The following is an 18,588-nucleotide window of genomic DNA, read 5'->3' as shown; positions in this document are numbered from 1 at the left end:
CAGTATTAGATTTACGCTTTGCCTACTATCGCGACCAAATCAGAAGTTGGTGAATAAATTACGTTTTTTTGCGTCGACGTCAGAAGAACAGCAATGGCCACGGAGGCTGATATGTTAAGTATATTTAAACCCGCAGCGCATAAAGCGCGATTGCCAACCGCGGAAATCGATCCTTTATATCGTCGATTACGCTGGCAGATCTTTATCGGTATTTTCTTCGGATATGCTGCTTACTATTTGGTTCGTAAGAACTTTGCTTTAGCAATGCCCTACCTTATCGAGCAGGGGTTCTCCCGTGGCGACCTCGGTTTTGCCCTTTCCGGTATCTCCATCGCCTACGGATTTTCGAAATTCATCATGGGGTCGGTTTCCGACCGCTCGAATCCGCGCATTTTTTTACCGGCAGGCTTGATTCTTGCCGCGCTGGTGATGCTGGTGATGGGCTTCGTCCCTTGGGCGACCTCCAGCATTATGGTGATGTTCGTTCTGCTGTTCCTGTGCGGCTGGTTCCAGGGGATGGGCTGGCCGCCGTGCGGACGTACGATGGTGCATTGGTGGTCGCAGAAAGAGCGAGGCGGTATCGTGTCGGTATGGAACTGCGCGCATAACGTCGGCGGCGGGATCCCGCCGCTGCTGTTCCTGCTGGGAATGGCGTGGTTTAACGACTGGCATGCGGCGCTGTATATGCCGGCTTTCGGCGCGATCCTGCTGGCGATTTTCGCCTTCGCGATGATGCGCGATACTCCGCAGTCCTGCGGTTTGCCGCCGATCGAAGAGTATAAAAACGATTATCCTGATGACTACAGCGAGAAGCATGAAGAGGAGCTGACCGCAAAGCAGATCTTTATGCAGTATATCCTGCCGAACAAGCTGTTGTGGTACATCGCCGTTGCAAACGTGTTTGTTTACCTGCTGCGCTACGGCATTCTTGACTGGTCGCCAACGTACCTGAAAGAGGTTAAGCACTTCGCGCTGGATAAATCCTCCTGGGCCTACTTCCTTTATGAATATGCGGGGATTCCGGGCACTCTACTGTGCGGCTGGATGTCGGATAAAGTGTTTAAAGGCAACCGCGGCGCGACCGGCGTCTTCTTTATGACCCTGGTCACCATCGCCACCGTTGTCTACTGGCTGAACCCGCCGGGTAACCCGGGCGTGGATATGGCCTGTATGATTATTATCGGCTTCCTGATTTATGGCCCGGTGATGCTGATTGGCCTGCATGCGCTGGAGCTGGCGCCGAAAAAAGCCGCCGGCACCGCTGCGGGCTTCACCGGCCTGTTCGGTTATCTCGGCGGTTCCGTGGCCGCGAGCGCCATCGTTGGCTATACCGTCGATTTCTTCGGCTGGGACGGCGGCTTTATGGTGATGATCGGCGGCAGCGTGCTGGCGGTTGTGCTGCTGATTATCGTGATGCTGGGTGAACGACGCCACCATCAACAGATGAAACAAGGTTAAGGTGCGGCGATGAAAAGTCAATTAACCACCCTGATGAGCGGAGTGCTGCTGGCCGCCACGGCGCTCTCCTTCAGCGCCGTGGCGGGAGAGAAAATCGTTATCGCCCACCGCGGCGCCAGCGGCTATCTGCCGGAACATACCCTGCCGGCGAAAGCGATGGCCTACGCGCAGGGGGCGGATTACCTTGAGCAAGACCTGGTGATGACCAAAGATGACCGGCTGGTGGTCCTGCATGACCACTATCTGGATCGGGTGACCGACGTGGCCCAGCGTTTCCCGCAGCGGGCGCGTAAAGATGGCCGCTTCTACGCTATCGACTTTACCCTCGCTGAGATAAAGTCGCTGAAGTTTACCGAAGGGTTTGAACCGAAAGATGGCAAGAACGTGCAAACTTATCCGGGTCGCTTCCCGATGGGGAAATCTGATTTCCGCATTCATACCTTCGAAGAGGAGATTGAGTTTGTCCAGGGGTTAAACCATTCGACCGGCAAAAACATTGGCATCTACCCGGAAATCAAAGCGCCGTGGTTCCACCATCAGGAAGGCAAGGATATTGCCGCCAGCACGCTGAAAGTGCTGAAGGAATATGGTTACACCGGCAAGCAGGATAAGGTGTATCTGCAGTGCTTTGACGCCAACGAGCTCAAGCGTATTAAGCATGAGCTGGAGCCGAAAATGGGGATGGATCTCAATCTGGTGCAGCTTATCGCCTATACCGACTGGAATGAGACCCAGCAGCGGCAGGCTGACGGCAAGTGGGTGAACTACAGCTATGACTGGATGTTCAAACCAGGGGCAATGGCGCAGATCGCCCAGTACGCTGACGGTATTGGTCCGGACTACCATATGCTGGTGGCGGAAGGCTCGAAACCGGGAGACGTGAAGCTGACGGCAATGGTGAAAGAGGCGCACGCCAGCGGCATGCAGGTACATCCATACACGGTTCGCGCGGATCAATTGCCTGACTACGCCATCGACGTCAATCAGCTCTATAACGTGCTGTACCATCAGGCGGATGTCGACGGCTTGTTCACCGATTTTCCGGATAAAGCCGTGCAGTTTCTGCACGCTAAGTAGTAAAAAGCCGGGTTTACCCGGCCTGTGAACGGCAGTTTTGTCGGGCGCATAAGCGTTATGCCGCCCGACAAAACTTACATCTCAATTTCGATATCGCCTTTTGCCCGGCAGCAGCAGGGCAAAATCTCTCCCGGCTGGACAAACGCCAGCGGCTCGGTGAGCCAGTCAACCTGACCGGAAACCAGCCGCAGACGACACGATCCGCAGTATCCTTCGCGGCACTGATACTCCACGTCGATATTGTGCGATTCCAGGGCCGCCAGCAGGGAGGGATGTTCATCCTGACACTCAAGGCGAGTGTCAGAAATCTTCAAGAAAATGCGTTTCATCAGAGCTGGAAGTTGCTCAGATCGTCAGCGTCGACTTCGGAATCGATCTGCCCGACCAGATAAGAGCTGACTTCCACTTCCTGCGGCGCGACCTGCACGTTATCGGACACCAGCCAGGTGTTGATCCACGGGATCGGGTTGGAGCGGGTCTGGAACGGTAGATCGAGACCTACCGCCTGCATGCGGATGTTAGTAATGTACTCAACGTACTGGCAAAGAATATCTTTGTTCAGGCCGATCATCGAACCGTCGCGGAACAGATAATCCGCCCACTCTTTCTCCTGCTGTGCCGCCAGCACGAACAGGTCGTAGCACTCCTGCTTGCACTCTTCGGCGATTTCCGCCATTTCCGGATCGTCAACGCCGGAGCGCAGCAGATTCAGCATGTGCTGAGTGCCGGTCAGGTGCAGCGCTTCGTCACGGGCGATCAGACGGATAATCTTGGCGTTACCTTCCATCAGCTTGCGCTCGGCAAAGGCGAAAGAGCAGGCGAAGCTGACGTAAAAACGGATGGCTTCCAGCGCGTTCACGCTCATCAGACACAGGTACAGTTTCTTCTTCAGCTCGCGCAGGTTCACGGTAATGCTTTTACCGTTCACGCTGTGGGTGCCTTCGCCCAGCAGATGCCAGTAGCTGGTCAGCTCAATCAATTCATCGTAATAGCTGGAAATGCCTTCCGCGCGTTTTTGGATCTGCTCGTTGGTGACGATATCGTCAAATACCATCGCCGGATCGTTAACGATATTGCGGATGATATGGGTGTAGGAGCGCGAGTGGATGGTCTCCGAGAACGCCCAGGTTTCAACCCAGGTTTCCAGCTCAGGAATGGAAATCAGCGGCAGCAGGGCAACGTTCGGGCTGCGTCCCTGGATCGAGTCCAGCAGCGTCTGATATTTCAGGTTGCTGATAAAAATGTGTTTTTCGTGTTCCGGCAGCGCCTGGTAGTCGATACGGTCGCGGGAAACGTCAACCTCTTCCGGACGCCAGAAGAAGGAGAGCTGTTTTTCAATCAGCTTTTCGAAGATGTCATATTTTTGCTGATCGTAGCGGGCGACGTTCACCGGCTGACCAAAAAACATCGGCTCAAGCAGCTGATCGTTTTTAGTCTGAGAAAAAGTGGTATATGCCATTGAAGTGAGTCCTGTTGAGATTGTATCGCCCGGCGGCAGTGAGTTTGCCGGGCCTACAAAACCTTAGGCCGGGCCAGCATCGCGCCGCCCGGCAAAAAACTTAGATCTTACATGCGCCGCTTTCGCAGCCGTCGTCCTGAATAGACGGCGCCAGGTCATCCTGGGCATCTTCCGCGCCATCGCGAGTGTTGTGATAGTACAGCGTTTTGACGCCGAACTTATAGGCATTGAGCAAGTCTTTCAGCAACTGCTGCATCGGCACTTTGCCTGACGGGAAGCGCGTCGGGTCGTAGTTGGTATTGGCGGAAATCGACTGGTCGATAAACTTCTGCATAATACCGACCAGCTGTAAATAACCGTCGTTGTTCGGCATTTCCCACAGCAGCTCGTAGCCGTTCTGCAGTTTTTCGTAATCCGGCACCACCTGGCGCAGGATACCGTCTTTTGACGCTTTGATGCTGACGTGACCGCGCGGCGGTTCAATGCCGTTGGTGGCGTTGGAGATCTGCGAAGAGGTCTCGGACGGCATCAGCGCGGAGAGCGTGGAGTTACGCAGGCCGTGCGTTTTGATCGACTCGCGAAGCCGCTCCCAATCGTAGTGCAGAGATTCGCTGACGATAGCATCCAGGTCTTTCTTGTAGGTATCGATCGGCAGAATGCCTTTTGCATAGGTGGTTTCGTTAAACCACGGGCACGCGCCTTGTTCGATCGCCAGCTCGTTAGAAGCTTTCAGCAGATAGTACTGAATCGCTTCGAACGTTTTATGCGTCAGGTTGTTAGCGCTGCCGTCGGAGTAGCGTTTACCGTGCTTCGCCAGATAGTAGGCAAAGTTAATCACGCCAATACCCAGCGTACGACGGCCCATCGCGCCGCGTTTGGCCGCCGGGATCGGGTAGTCCTGGTAATCCAGCAGGGCATCCAGCGCGCGAACGGCCAGCACCGCCAGCTCTTCCAGCTCATCCAGGCTATCGATAACCCCGAGGTTGAAAGCGGACAGGGTGCACAGCGCAATTTCACCGTTCTCGTCGTTTACATCTTCCAGCGGCTTGGTCGGCAGGGCGATTTCCAGGCACAGGTTGGACTGGCGCACCGGCGCGACAACCGGGTCAAACGGGCTGTGGGTGTTGCAGTGGTCCACGTTCTGGATGTAGATACGACCGGTGGAGGCACGCTCCTGCATCATCAGCGAGAACAGCTCTACGGCTTTAATGCGCTGCTTGCGGATGCTGTCGTCCTGCTCGTATTGGGTATACAGGCGCTCGAACTCGTCCTGGTCGGCGAAGAACGCATCGTACAGGCCCGGAACGTCGGACGGGCTGAACAGGGTGATGTCTCCGCCTTTCAGCAGGCGAGTGTACATCAGCTTGTTGATCTGTACGCCGTAGTCCATATGACGAACGCGGTTGGCGTCGGTACCGCGGTTGTTTTTCAGCACCAGCAGGCTTTCGACTTCCAGATGCCACATCGGGTAGAAGAGGGTGGCGGCACCGCCGCGGACGCCGCCCTGCGAGCAGGATTTCACTGCGGTCTGGAAGTGCTTATAGAACGGAATACAGCCGGTGTGGAAAGCTTCACCGCCGCGAATCGGGCTACCCAGCGCGCGGATGCGGCCGGCATTGATGCCGATACCGGCGCGCTGAGAAACGTATTTAACAATCGCGCTGGAGGTCGCGTTAATAGAATCCAGGCTATCACCGCACTCGATCAGCACGCAGGAGCTGAACTGACGGGTCGGGGTACGCACGCCGGACATAATCGGCGTCGGCAGCGAGATTTTAAACGTCGACACCGCGTCATAGAAACGCTTGATATAGTCCAGACGCGTCTCGCGCGGATAGTTGGAGAACAGGCAGGCGGCCACCAGAATGTACAGGAACTGGGCGCTTTCGTAGATCTCACCGGTGACGCGGTTCTGTACCAGATATTTGCCTTCGAGCTGCTTAACCGCAGCGTAGGAGAAGGTCATATCGCGATCGTGCTCGATAAACGAATCCATCTGCTTGAACTCTTCTTCCGTGTAGTCTTCCAGCAGATGAGTATCGTATTTGCCGTTTTTCACCATTTTCGACACGTGGTCGAACAGCGCTGGCGGCTCAAACTGGCCGTAGGCTTTTTTGCGCAGGTGGAAAATCGCCAGACGAGCGGCGAGATACTGGTAGTCCGGCGCGTCGCGGGAGATCAGATCCGCAGCGGCTTTGATAATGGTTTCGTGAATATCGGCGGTTTTAATGCCGTCATAGAACTGAATGTGGGAACGCAGTTCTACCTGGGAGATGGATACGTTATTCAGCCCTTCTGCCGCCCAATCCAGCACGCGGTGGATTTTGTCGAGATTGATGCGCTCGGTGCTACCGTCGCGCTTTGTCACCAGCAGACTCTGATTCATGTGGTTTATACCTGTCCGTGAAAGAAAATATCCCCCACTTATCCACAGATCGCCGTTGTGACTAACTCTGTGGATAAATACTATATGTAGGGGGTGGTCGATAAAAGAAACGCTATATGGTGAGTATTCTAGTAAGGATTCTTTTGAGTACAAGAGTTGATTTTGACGTTAAATTGAGGTTGCGGAAGGGTGATAATCGCGAAATCCACGCCCCATAAGGCCTGGAGAAGATGTCAATAAATCTGAAAAAAAAATGAAAATTTGATCGAGTGCTGATTTCTTCATCGGAAGAAATAATCACGCGGCTTGATGCCGCGCAATCATCATAGGAAATACTGCTGACGTTATGCTTTTTTCGCCGTTGTATGCAACATATAGTTAACATCCACCCCCGGCGCCAGCTTGAAGGTATTGGTTAGCGGATTGTAATGAAGACCGGTAATGTGCTGCTCTTTCAGAATTGTCTCATCCACCCAGCCGAGCAGCTCCGCTGGTTTAATGAATTTCTTCACATCGTGGGTTCCCTTCGGCACCATCTTCATGACGTACTCGGCGCCGACAACCGCCATCAGCCAGGCTTTACCGTTACGGTTAATGGTAGAGAAGAATACCTGGCCGCCAGGCTTGACCAGCCGCGCGCAGGCGTGAACGACCGACTGCGGGTCCGGCACGTGCTCCAGCATCTCCATGCAGGTGACGACATCGTACTCCCCGGCGTGCTTCGCCGCGTGTTCTTCCACGGTTTCCTGGACATAGTCGACCTGAATACCGCTCTCCAGGGCATGCAGTTTCGCGACCTGAAGCGGTTCAAACCCCATATCCAGACCGGTGACCGTAGCGCCTTCCCGGGCCATGCTTTCTGCCAGGATGCCGCCGCCGCAGCCGACATCCAGCACTTTCTTACCAAACAGGCCGCCTGAGCGCTCCGCAATATAGCCAAGACGCAAAGGATTAATGCGATGTAACGGTTTGAATTCGCCCTCTAAATCCCACCAGCGCGATGCGACGGCTTCAAATTTAGCGATTTCATTATGATCAACATTGTGGGCCACCGACGGTTTTTCGGCATTCATGGGCGCTATTACTCCTGTTCAGTTCAGACCGGCAAGTATATCAGGCCTCCGCGATGAATAAACCGTCTATCCCTGTCCCTGTCACAGCGCGAAAATCATTGGGTATAGGTTTACCCGTATCACCGCGGCTGTGTTATAATTTGCGACCTTTGAATCCGGGATACAGTAGAGGGATAGCGGTTAGATGAGCGACCTTGCGAGAGAAATTACACCGGTCAACATTGAGGAAGAGCTGAAGAGCTCCTATCTGGATTATGCGATGTCGGTCATTGTTGGCCGTGCGCTGCCGGATGTCCGAGATGGCCTGAAGCCGGTACACCGTCGCGTACTATACGCCATGAACGTATTGGGCAATGACTGGAACAAAGCCTATAAAAAATCTGCCCGTGTCGTGGGTGACGTCATCGGTAAATACCACCCTCATGGTGATACTGCCGTATACGACACCATTGTACGTATGGCGCAGCCATTCTCCCTGCGTTACATGCTGGTAGATGGCCAGGGTAACTTTGGTTCGGTCGACGGCGACTCCGCCGCAGCGATGCGTTATACGGAAATCCGTATGTCGAAGATCGCCCATGAACTGATGGCCGACCTCGAAAAAGAGACGGTGGATTTCGTCGATAACTATGACGGCACGGAGAAAATCCCTGACGTTATGCCGACCAAAATCCCGAACCTGCTAGTCAACGGTTCGTCCGGTATCGCGGTAGGTATGGCGACTAATATTCCGCCGCACAACCTGACCGAAGTGATCAACGGCTGTCTGGCCTACGTTGAAAACGAAGACATCAGCATTGAAGGGCTGATGGAACATATTCCCGGCCCGGACTTCCCGACAGCTGCGATCATCAACGGTCGCCGCGGCATTGAAGAGGCCTATCGTACGGGTCGCGGAAAAGTGTACATTCGCGCTCGCGCGGAAGTGGAAGCTGACGCGAAGACCGGCCGCGAAACCATCATCGTGCATGAAATTCCGTATCAGGTGAACAAAGCGCGCCTGATTGAGAAAATCGCCGAGCTGGTCAAAGACAAACGCGTTGAAGGCATCAGCGCGCTGCGCGACGAGTCTGATAAAGATGGCATGCGCATCGTGATTGAAGTGAAGCGCGATGCGGTGGGTGAGGTGGTGCTTAACAACCTCTATTCGCAGACTCAGCTCCAGGTCTCCTTCGGTATCAACATGGTTGCCCTGCACCATGGTCAGCCGAAGATCATGAACCTGAAAGAAATTATTGCCGCGTTCGTGCGCCACCGCCGCGAAGTGGTGACCCGTCGTACTATTTTTGAACTGCGTAAAGCCCGCGATCGCGCGCATATCCTCGAAGCGCTGGCGATTGCCCTGGCCAACATCGATCCGATTATCGAACTGATTCGCCGCGCGCCGACTCCGGCGGAAGCGAAAGCAGCATTAATCGCGCGTTCATGGGATCTGGGCAACGTTTCCGCTATGCTGGAACGCGCAGGCGATGACGCCGCTCGTCCGGAATGGCTGGAGCCTGAGTTCGGCGTACGCGACGGTCAGTACTACCTGACCGAACAGCAGGCGCAGGCGATTCTGGATCTGCGTTTGCAGAAACTGACCGGTCTTGAGCATGAAAAACTGCTCGATGAATACAAAGAGCTGCTGGAACAGATTGCGGAACTGCTGCACATTCTGGGCAGCGCCGATCGCCTGATGGAAGTTATCCGTGAAGAGCTGGAGCTGGTCCGTGAACAGTTCGGCGACGCGCGTCGTACCGAGATCACCGCTAACAGCGCGGATATCAACATCGAAGACCTGATCAACCAGGAAGATGTTGTCGTGACCCTTTCGCATCAGGGCTACGTGAAGTACCAGCCGTTAACCGATTACGAAGCACAGCGTCGTGGCGGTAAAGGTAAATCTGCGGCGCGTATAAAAGAAGAAGACTTTATCGACCGCCTGCTGGTGGCCAACACCCACGACACGATCCTCTGCTTCTCCAGCCGCGGGCGTCTCTACTGGATGAAGGTTTATCAGCTGCCGGAAGCCAGCCGCGGCGCGCGCGGGCGTCCGATCGTCAACCTGCTGCCGCTTGAAGCCAACGAACGTATCACTGCGATTCTGCCGGTACGTGAGTACGAAGAGGGCGTGAACGTCTTTATGGCTACCGCCAGCGGTACCGTGAAGAAAACGGCGCTGACCGAATTCAGCCGTCCGCGTTCTGCCGGTATTATCGCGGTTAACCTCAACGAAGGCGATGAGCTGATTGGCGTCGATCTGACCTCCGGTCAGGACGAAGTTATGCTGTTCTCCGCCGCCGGTAAAGTGGTGCGCTTTAAAGAGGACGCCGTCCGCGCAATGGGCCGTACCGCTACCGGCGTACGCGGCATCAAGCTGGCCGGCGAAGATAAAGTGGTTTCGTTGATCATTCCGCGCGGTGAAGGGGCCATCCTGACCGTTACGCAGAATGGCTACGGTAAACGTACCGCGGCTGAAGAGTATCCAACCAAGTCGCGTGCGACCCAGGGCGTAATCTCAATCAAAGTGACCGAACGCAACGGTTCCGTGGTGGGCGCGGTGCAGGTTGATGACTGCGACCAGATTATGATGATCACCGATGCGGGCACGCTGGTACGAACCCGCGTTTCCGAGGTGAGCATTGTCGGCCGTAACACTCAGGGCGTGATCCTGATTCGTACCGCGGAAGATGAAAACGTGGTCGGTCTGCAGCGCGTTGCTGAGCCGGTTGATGACGAAGAGCTGGATGCCATCGACGGCAGCGCGGCGGAAGGCGATGAAGATATCGCGCCGGAAGCGGACACTGACGATGACATCGCCGAAGATGAAGAGTAATTCTCTGCGGTAATTGTTCTGAAAGGGTCGGGCTCATCCCCGGCCCTTTTTGTTTTCCCGTTGCGGGACCGTAGTTTTATCGTTACCTTAACGCCATTCTGTTGAGCCCCTGACGGCCGAGCATCGCCACATTGAAATATCTAGCTTCTTTCCATAACACGTTAAAAGTTTCACGCTATCTGTTCAGAGCGCTGGCGGTACTGCTGTGGGTGCTGGTCGCTTTTGTTTCGGTGTTTTACATCGTCAACGCTTTGCACGATCGGGAATCGGAAATTCGCCAGGAATTTAACCTCAATGCCGATCAGGCGCAGCGCTATATACAGCGTACGGCCGACGTGATTAAGGAGCTGAAATATGTTGCCGGTAATCGGCCGATAGATGGCGGCGAAGGCGGCGAAGGCGGCGATACGCCGGCCCAGCGCGGCAATATTTCAATTCCTGATTTTGAACCGCTCTATCCGGATTCCGACTGTGCGCTGATGAGTTCCACCTGGCGTAATTCGCTGCAGTCATTGGCGTGGTTTATGCGCTACTGGCGCGACAATTTCTCCACGGCCTACGACCTCAATCGTATTTTTTTGATTGGTAGCGACAATCTGTGCATGGCCAACTTCGGCCTGCGTGATATCCCGCTGGAGCGGGACCAGGCGCTTAAAGTACTGCATCAGCGCATTGAGCAGTATCGCGACGCGCCGCAAAACGAGCGCGGCAATAATCTGTTCTGGATAAGCCAGGGCGTGCGCCCGGGCGTTGGCTATTTCTATGCGCTCACGCCCATCTATGTGGCGAATCGTCTGCAGGCGATGCTTGGCGTAGAGCAAACCATCCGTATGGAAAGTTTCTTTACCCCGGGCAGTTTGCCGATGAACGTGACGATCCTTGACGATAATGGACAGTCGCTGATTTCACTTGCCGGATCGAATAGCAATATCAAACCGGACGCGAAGTGGATGCAGGAACGTCTGTGGTTTGGCTATACCGCGGGTTTTCGCGAGCTGGCGATGAAAAAAAGCCTGCCGCCGTCATCCTTAAGTATTGTCTATTCGGTGCCGGTAGATCAGGTGCTGGAACGCATTCGGATGCTGATACTGAACGCGGTGGTACTCAATCTGCTCACCGGCGCGCTCCTTTTCGCCCTCGCCCGAATGTATGAACGACGGATTTTTATTCCGGCCGAAAATGATGCCCAGCGCCTGGAAGAGCATGAGCAGTTCAACCGCAAAATCGTTGCCTCCGCGCCGGTGGGGATCTGTATTTTACGTACCCTCGACGGCACCAATATCCTGAGTAACGAGCTGGCGCATAACTATCTCAACATGTTAACTCATGAGGACCGGCAGCGGCTGACGCAAATTATCTGCGGCCAGCAGGTAAACTTTGTCGATGTGCTGACCAGCAATAATACCAACCTGCAAATCAGCTTTGTCCATTCGCGCTATCGCAACGAGAACGTGGCGATCTGCGTACTGGTGGACGTATCGGCGCGCGTCAAAATGGAAGAGTCCCTGCAGGAGATGGCCCAGGCCGCCGAGCAGGCCAGCCACTCGAAATCGATGTTCCTCGCCACCGTCAGCCACGAACTGCGTACGCCGCTGTACGGGATTATCGGCAACCTCGATCTCTTGCAGACCAAGGAGCTACCGAAGGGCGTCGATCGTCTGGTGACAGCGATGAACAACTCTTCCAGCCTGCTGCTGAAAATCATTAGCGATATTCTCGATTTCTCTAAAATTGAGTCCGAGCAGCTTAAAATTGAGCCGCGGGAGTTTTCGCCGCGTGAGGTAATGAACCATATCTCCGCCAACTATCTGCCGCTGGTGGTGCGTAAACATCTCGGGCTGTACTGCTTTATTGAGCCAGACGTTCCGCAACTGATGTCCGGCGATCCGATGCGCCTGCAGCAGGTTATTTCAAACCTGTTGAGTAATGCGATTAAGTTTACCGATACCGGCTGTATTGTCCTGCACGTAGAGCGGGCGGATGATTATCTGCGCATCAGCGTACGCGACACCGGCGAAGGGATCCCGGCGAAAGAGGTGCTACGCCTGTTCGATCCGTTCTTCCAGGTCGGTACCGGCGTGCAGCGCAACTTCCAGGGAACCGGGCTCGGCCTGGCGATTTGTGAAAAGCTTATCAGCATGATGGATGGCGATATCGCCGTCGAAACCGAACCGGGTATGGGCAGTCGATTCACTATTCGTATCCCGCTTTATGGCGTGCAAAATACGCCGCCGCTGAATATTGATGGCCTGGCTGAAAAATGCTGCTGGCTGGCGATTGATAACAGCTCGCTGGCGGTGTTCGTCGAGCAGTTGCTGACCTTCCACGGCGTTCCTGTCCGTCGTTTTGACGGGCAAACGCCGGGAGCGGAAGATATTCTGTTAACCGATAGCGAGACGCATGAATCCTGGGCTGGCTGCGCGATGGTGATCTTCTCTCGTCGGCATATCGGTATTCCGCAAGAGCGGGTACCCGGCGAGTGGCTGCATAGCGTCGCCACGCCGCACGAGCTACTGCCGCTGCTGGGACGCATCTTCCATATTGCCGTAGCCAGTGCGGATAACGGCCCTGCGCTAGCTGCCGCGGATGCGCAAAACGCCAGCAATGATGACATGATGATTCTGGTGGTTGACGATCATCCGATCAACCGTCGCCTGCTGGCCGATCAGCTTGGATCGCTGGGCTATCAATGCGTGACGGCAAATGATGGGGTCGATGCGCTGAATGTCCTGAGCAAACAGCATATTGATATCGTGCTCAGCGATGTCAACATGCCGAACATGGACGGCTATCGTCTGACTCAGCGTATTCGCCAGCTGGGGCTCACGCTGCCGGTGATTGGCGTCACTGCCAACGCGCTGGCGGAAGAGAAGCAGCGCTGCCTGGAATCCGGTATGGACAGCTGTCTTTCTAAGCCGGTCACGCTGGATATCATTAAGCAGACGTTAACGCTCTATGCTGCGCGGGTACGTAAGGGAAGGGAGTAGAGAAGATTCCCGGATAACGCCGCGCTATCCGGGAAGAAAAGAGTTTAGTCTTTGTCGGTGGAGCTCAGGGAAACGGAAGAAAGGTAGTTCAGCAGGGCGATGTCGTTTTCCACGCCGAGCTTCATCATCGCCGATTTTTTCTGGCTACTGATGGTTTTGATGCTGCGGTTGAGCTTTTTGGCTATCTCGGTGACCAGGAAGCCTTCGGCGAACAGGCGCAGCACTTCACTCTCTTTCGGCGACAAACGTTTGTCGCCGTAACCGCCAGCGCTGATTTTTTCCAGCAGGCGCGAAACGCTCTCGGGAGTGAATTTTTTGCCTTTTTGCAGCGCTGCCAGCGCTTTAGGCAGGTCGGTTGGCGCCCCCTGTTTCAGGACAATCCCTTCTATGTCCAGATCCAGAACCGCGCTAAGGATCGCCGGGTTGTTATTCATCGTCAGTACAATGATTGACAGGTCCGGGAAATGACGCTTGATGTATTTGATAAGCGTAATGCCATCGCCGTATTTATCACCGGGCATGGATAAATCGGTAATCAGGACATGTGCGTCCAGTTTTGGCAGATTGTTGATTAATGCGGTGGAGTCTTCAAACTCGCCGACAACGTTCACCCACTCAATTTGTTCAAGTGACTTACGAATACCGAACAGTACGATCGGATGGTCATCGGCAATAATTACGTTCATATTGTTCATGTATTAGGCTACCTTGCTACAGCAAGCTCTTGACGTAGTCGTCAATGTCGCTGATATATTTTTCTATGCCTTGCGCATCTTTTTCTCGGATCAGATGCTCAAGCGTTTCACATAACTGCTTGCCGGGTACCAGATTTAGCATAGCAAACGCCCCTTTGAGGCGGTGAGCGGTCTGCGCCAGCGCGGCGAAATCGCCCGTTGCCCGTTCATTATACAGCCTCTTAACATCATCTGGTACCGTGTCAGCAAACAGCGTGTAATAGCCGCTGGCATGCAGTTCGGCGTTACTTTCGCTACCGGCAGAGGAAGGCTGCTCCTCTTCCTCTGCAAGCTGCTGCTCAATCAATTGCAGGATAGCTTCCTGCAGCGCAGCGCTGATATTAAAGTTTACGCGGAGCTGACCAGGACCAATCTTATGAACCCGGGCTTCATCATCGCTTAAAAGCAAGCCCGAAGCAGTAAGATTAGACGGATTATCCGTTAAAAAGAGATCATATTGTTGACTTGTGATTCTGTCATCCGGCGTGATGCAGGTGGCCCCCCAGCTCTCCAGCTGGCGAGTCACAATACGGCGGACTTCATTGGCGGTCACATCAAGCAATATCACCACGTCATCCAGCAGATGTTCCCCTGACTCACTCTCCTCTGCGCTGGCGGCCATTTTTAAATGCAGGGAGTAGCGGGTACCCAGCGACTCGCGTGCTTTGATATTGAGCTGCCCGCCGAGCTTGCGCGTCAGGCGATCGCAGAGCCAGAAGGTGAGGGCGTTGGCCTTGCCGTAGAGGTCTGCCTGCGTATCGTTGAGGAACGGGAAGTGCATATTGTCAATTTCGTTTGCGGAAACGCCGTTGCCGGTATCGAGAATACGGAAGGTCAGACGATCGTCCGCTGATTCATCTTTACTCACTTCCAGAGTAATTTTGCCAATAGGCGTGGTGGTAACCGAATACTGGATAAGCAGTAAAAGCGTACGGCGCAGGGCGTCGCGATCGCCGTAGCGTTGCTCATTGGCCGGCAAGGCGTTGTTAATCAGCAGCTGTAGACCCTTACGTTTGATGATAGGTAGCACTTCAGGCACCACTTCATCTATCAGTTCCTGAATCGAGAATAGACCCTGAGCGCTCTTCCAGCTATCGCTCTCCAGCAGGTTTGCCAGCTCGATTTCATCTACCAACTGCACCAGTTCGTCCGCATGCTGGGCCAGCCTGCGGCTTTCTGCCATGCCGAGCGCCGCGGCTTCTTCCGCCAGCGTCTGCGCCGGCTGCCTGAGCGCCGCTCCGATATGCTGCATAAACGCCGTGCGGCCCTGCTGATTTTTCTCATACAGACGCTGGGCCTGCTTAAGTTTCTTATTCACCATCACCTCACGGTCCTGATCGCGAATAATAAAAATTTGCGTTCGTGGCGAAACCTGACTGCGGAACTGACGGATTTCATACAGTTCATTGTTCACCGTCGCCTGGATCACGCCCTGATGCTGATCGGCCATATTAATGATGTTTTGCAGGTTCAGATGCGGCAGCAGATGATCGGCGATCGGATTGCTGATCACCGTACGGTTAGCCTCCAGATCGTGCACCAGCAGCCCGAGCGGCAGCAGGGAAACGATCTCTTCGTGAATGGCGCGCTGAGCGCGTAGTTCACTATTGGCTGCCGAGGAGATAGCCGTTCCCGCGACGCTTTTACGTCCGCTGTAGTGGCGGAAGGTGGTAAATCCGAACAGCGCCAGCGCCAGCAGACCAATATTCAGCAGCAGCGGCAGTAAAATATTTTGCAGCGATTCCAGAATCAGCTCGCTAAAGGGCACCATCCAGACCAGGCGCATACCGGTGGTATTAATGGTCGTGATAATTTCAATCTGCGGGCCGTTAAAGTTAATGCTGACGATGTCGGCAGCTTCTTTATCCGGATTGCTGGTTCCGTTCTGCGAGGGATCGGGCTCCAGACGGAAACTCTCCAGAGACATACTCGGCGGAATGAGATCGTTAATGGGCAGATCGAAGGCCACTACCGTCGCCAGATGACCGGGCTGGTTAAAGGTGGTGCGTAAGGTGAAGTAGTAGCCGTTTTGCCAGGCGAGGTGGCGCAGCGACGAAAACGTCTCGCGTTCATCAAGGGTATTGGCCTGCAGCAGCATCTCAGCCCGGCGTGATTCAACGACGCTGCTGATCGTCGATTCTTTGAAGCTGGAAGAGAGATCTTTTAACGGCAGCGTTGAAACCAGTATCAGGCTGTTATCCAGGCCGTTGAGATAATACATTGACCAGGGAATCGTCTCGGCGCCCCACAGGATATCGAGATAGTTGGAGATTTTTTGCGTCATTTCCAGCGTTGAGCCGTCATGAGAGCCAAAAATCAGCGCTTCGGTTTTGCGCCGGGGTTTCTCCAGATAGTAAACATCCTGCTTTAAACGCGTTTCCTGCAACCCGGTCTCGGAGGCTGAGCTGGCAGAGGTTGCGGCGATGTTGTCATAGATTTGCCAGGTGGCGTAGCGCCAGGTATCGATGCGTTTATGCAAGTCGTAGCTGACATCGACAACCTGGTAGCTTTTATCTTTTAGCCAGGCGTTAACGGCGCTTTGGATCATGACCCCCATCGTCGCCAGCAGGACGATGACCATGAGAATAAAGAAGCGGGTAATGTTGCCGGGTATCAGGGAAAATTTTTTCGGGGTCATCGTGTGAGAGTACGACTCATCAGTGTGTGTAAACGGACTGTTGCACCAAGTTAACCGGGGGCAGCGCAGATGCTACGAACAGTATAAAGGTTAACGTCCAAAATCCATACATCTGAATACCCTACAATGACTTTTTTGCCTTGAGATTTATCTTAAACCAGTAATGCGAGCAAAGATGTACACCGCAGTTGTTTTTGTACAATTATTGACGGATTACCTTAGGGAAATAGCACTAAATAACAAGAAATTATATAAATAGCGTTGAGCTTAGACGTAAGTTGTTTGATTAATAACCGTTATTTTTTTCACGAGTAGCATGGAATAATTAAAGATGTGTAAAGAAGGGTAAAAAAAACCGGATGCGAGGCATCCGGTTGAAATAGGGGTAAACAGACATTCAGAACTGAATGACGGTAATAAATAAAGTTAATGATGATAGCGGGATTAATTTTAGTCGCAGACGAGAATTTTGTTTTACCATTGAGTGCTATAGAGATGTAACCATGTAACTCATTGACAGGGATTGAAAATTTTTATTTTTTGATTATTAGTGCTTATTTAGTTGCGCATTTGTGGCAGAAAAAAAGTTCCCTTTGATTTACAAATTGAAACATCTTGTGGGTATTTTGAAACATCTTAGAAGTTTTAGTATCATATTCTTGTTGGATTATTCTGCATTTTGCAGCACAATGAAATAGCCGACTGATTAGAAGGGTAATCAGTAAGCAGTGGCAATAATAAAAGGCATATAACAAACAGAGGGTTAATAACATGAAAGTTAAAGTACTGTCCCTCCTGGTACCGGCTCTGCTGGTAGCAGGCGCAGCGAATGCGGCTGAAGTCTATAACAAAGATGGCAACAAATTAGACCTGTACGGTAAAATCGACGGTCTGCACTATTTCTCTGACGACAAATCTTCCGATGGCGACCAGACCTACATGCGTCTGGGCATCAAAGGCGAAACTCAGATCAACGACCAGCTGACCGGTTACGGCCAGTGGGAATACAACGTTCAGGCGAACAACGTAGAAGGTTCTGACAAGCAGTCCTGGACTCGTCTGGCATTTGCGGGTCTGAAATTCGGCGACGCGGGTTCTTTCGACTACGGTCGTAACTACGGCGTAGTATACGACGTGACTTCCTGGACCGACGTTCTGCCGGAATTCGGCGGCGACACCTACGGTTCTGATAACTTCCTGCAGTCTCGCGCTAACGGCGTGGCGACCTACCGTAACTCCGACTTCTTCGGTCTGGTTGACGGTCTGAACTTTGCTCTGCAGTATCAGGGTAAAAACGGCAGCGTAAGCGGTGAAGGTTCCACCAACAATGGTCGTGACTGGAATAAACAGAACGGCGACGGCTACGGCACCTCTCTGACCTATGATATCTATGACGGTATCAGCGCTGGTTTTGCGTACTCTCACTCTAAACGTACTTCTGAGCAGAACAGCATCAACACCAGATATACCGACTCTGACGGCTTCTCTCGCCGCATTCTGGGTGAAGGCGACAACGCTGAAACCTACACCGGCGGTCTGAAATATGACGCCAACAATATCTACCTGGCGACTCAGTACTCCCAGACCTATAACGCAACTCGTACTGGTAACATCGGTTTTGCTAATAAAGCGCAGAACTTTGAAGTGGTTGCCCAGTACCAGTTCGACTTCGGTCTGCGTCCGTCCGTGGCTTACCTGCAGTCAAAAGGTAAAGACCTGGGCCGTTATGGTGACCAGGATATCCTGAAATATGTTGATGTAGGCGCAACCTACTACTTCAACAAAAATATGTCTACCTACGTTGATTACAAAATCAACCTGCTGGACGACAACAAATTCACCAAAGATGCCGGTATCTCTACCGACGACATCGTTGCTCTGGGCCTGGTTTACCAGTTCTAAGCACGCTGAAGTTTGAAAAAAGGCGCCGATGGCGCCTTTTTTTATGCCCGGTTTAA

11 protein-coding genes are annotated in these 18,588 nt (G+C 53.4%); 5 read left to right on the top strand and 6 right to left on the bottom strand.

The genetic code is table 11. The features are described 5' to 3' along the window. Positions 1-111 precede the first annotated feature (111 nt). The gene (glpT, locus tag KO1_RS08175; protein WP_004104004.1) at positions 112-1,458 is read left to right on the top strand and encodes a glycerol-3-phosphate transporter; all 1,347 of its coding nucleotides are present in this window, start codon (positions 112-114) and stop codon (positions 1,456-1,458) included. Positions 1,459-1,467: 9 nt separating this feature from the next. After that, positions 1,468-2,535, top strand: coding sequence for a glycerophosphodiester phosphodiesterase (glpQ, locus tag KO1_RS08170; protein ID WP_004104003.1), 1,068 nt, complete (start codon positions 1,468-1,470; stop codon positions 2,533-2,535). 74 nt (positions 2,536-2,609) lie between these two features. On the opposite strand, the gene yfaE is transcribed toward glpQ, so the two are convergent. The 4 genes from yfaE to ubiG all read right to left on the bottom strand — a co-directional run bounded on the left by yfaE (position 2,610) and on the right by ubiG (position 7,453). Continuing rightward, positions 2,610-2,864 carry a class I ribonucleotide reductase maintenance protein YfaE gene (gene yfaE / locus KO1_RS08165; protein WP_004104002.1) on the bottom strand — a complete coding sequence of 85 codons (255 nt, stop codon included), beginning with the start codon at positions 2,862-2,864 and terminating at the stop codon, positions 2,610-2,612. Continuing rightward, complete coding sequence (gene nrdB, locus KO1_RS08160; protein WP_004114177.1) at positions 2,864-3,994, bottom strand: class Ia ribonucleoside-diphosphate reductase subunit beta; 1,131 nt, start codon at positions 3,992-3,994, stop codon at positions 2,864-2,866. The genes yfaE and nrdB overlap by 1 nt, the downstream gene beginning before the upstream one ends. A gap of 100 nt (positions 3,995-4,094) precedes the next feature. Continuing rightward, on the bottom strand, positions 4,095-6,380 hold the full coding sequence (nrdA, locus tag KO1_RS08155; protein WP_004104000.1) for a class 1a ribonucleoside-diphosphate reductase subunit alpha: 2,286 nt from the start codon (positions 6,378-6,380) through the stop codon (positions 4,095-4,097). Positions 6,381-6,724: 344 nt separating this feature from the next. Continuing rightward, positions 6,725-7,453, bottom strand: coding sequence for a bifunctional 2-polyprenyl-6-hydroxyphenol methylase/3-demethylubiquinol 3-O-methyltransferase UbiG (ubiG, locus tag KO1_RS08150; RefSeq protein ID WP_004114176.1), 729 nt, complete (start codon positions 7,451-7,453; stop codon positions 6,725-6,727). A gap of 184 nt (positions 7,454-7,637) precedes the next feature. Between ubiG and gyrA the strand changes: the two genes are divergently transcribed. Further along, a complete protein-coding gene (gyrA, locus tag KO1_RS08145; protein WP_004103997.1) occupies positions 7,638-10,271 on the top strand; it encodes a DNA topoisomerase (ATP-hydrolyzing) subunit A in 2,634 nt (877 codons plus the stop codon). A gap of 131 nt (positions 10,272-10,402) precedes the next feature. Beyond that, positions 10,403-13,258 carry a two-component system sensor histidine kinase RcsC gene (rcsC, locus tag KO1_RS08140; protein WP_064406869.1) on the top strand — a complete coding sequence of 952 codons (2,856 nt, stop codon included), beginning with the start codon at positions 10,403-10,405 and terminating at the stop codon, positions 13,256-13,258. Positions 13,259-13,302: 44 nt separating this feature from the next. On the opposite strand, the gene rcsB is transcribed toward rcsC, so the two are convergent. Next, entirely contained in the window at positions 13,303-13,953 is a 651-nt protein-coding gene (gene rcsB, locus KO1_RS08135) for a response regulator transcription factor RcsB (protein ID WP_004103995.1), read from the bottom strand. Between the two features lie 16 nt (positions 13,954-13,969). After that, positions 13,970-16,630, bottom strand: coding sequence for a phosphotransferase RcsD (rcsD, locus tag KO1_RS08130; RefSeq protein ID WP_023321351.1), 2,661 nt, complete (start codon positions 16,628-16,630; stop codon positions 13,970-13,972). Between the two features lie 771 nt (positions 16,631-17,401). On the opposite strand from rcsD, the gene KO1_RS08125 reads away from it, so the two are divergent. After that, positions 17,402-18,532: a porin OmpC gene (locus tag KO1_RS08125; protein ID WP_016809062.1), complete on the top strand. Its 1,131-nt coding sequence runs from the start codon at positions 17,402-17,404 to the stop codon at positions 18,530-18,532. Positions 18,533-18,588: the final 56 nt, after the last annotated feature.

It is taken from the genome of Klebsiella oxytoca NBRC 105695, from assembly GCF_001598695.1.
Lineage (GTDB): Bacteria > Pseudomonadota > Gammaproteobacteria > Enterobacterales > Enterobacteriaceae > Klebsiella > Klebsiella oxytoca.
Note: the sequence above shows the minus strand (reverse complement) of the source record. Positions and strands in the feature narration are given on the sequence as shown.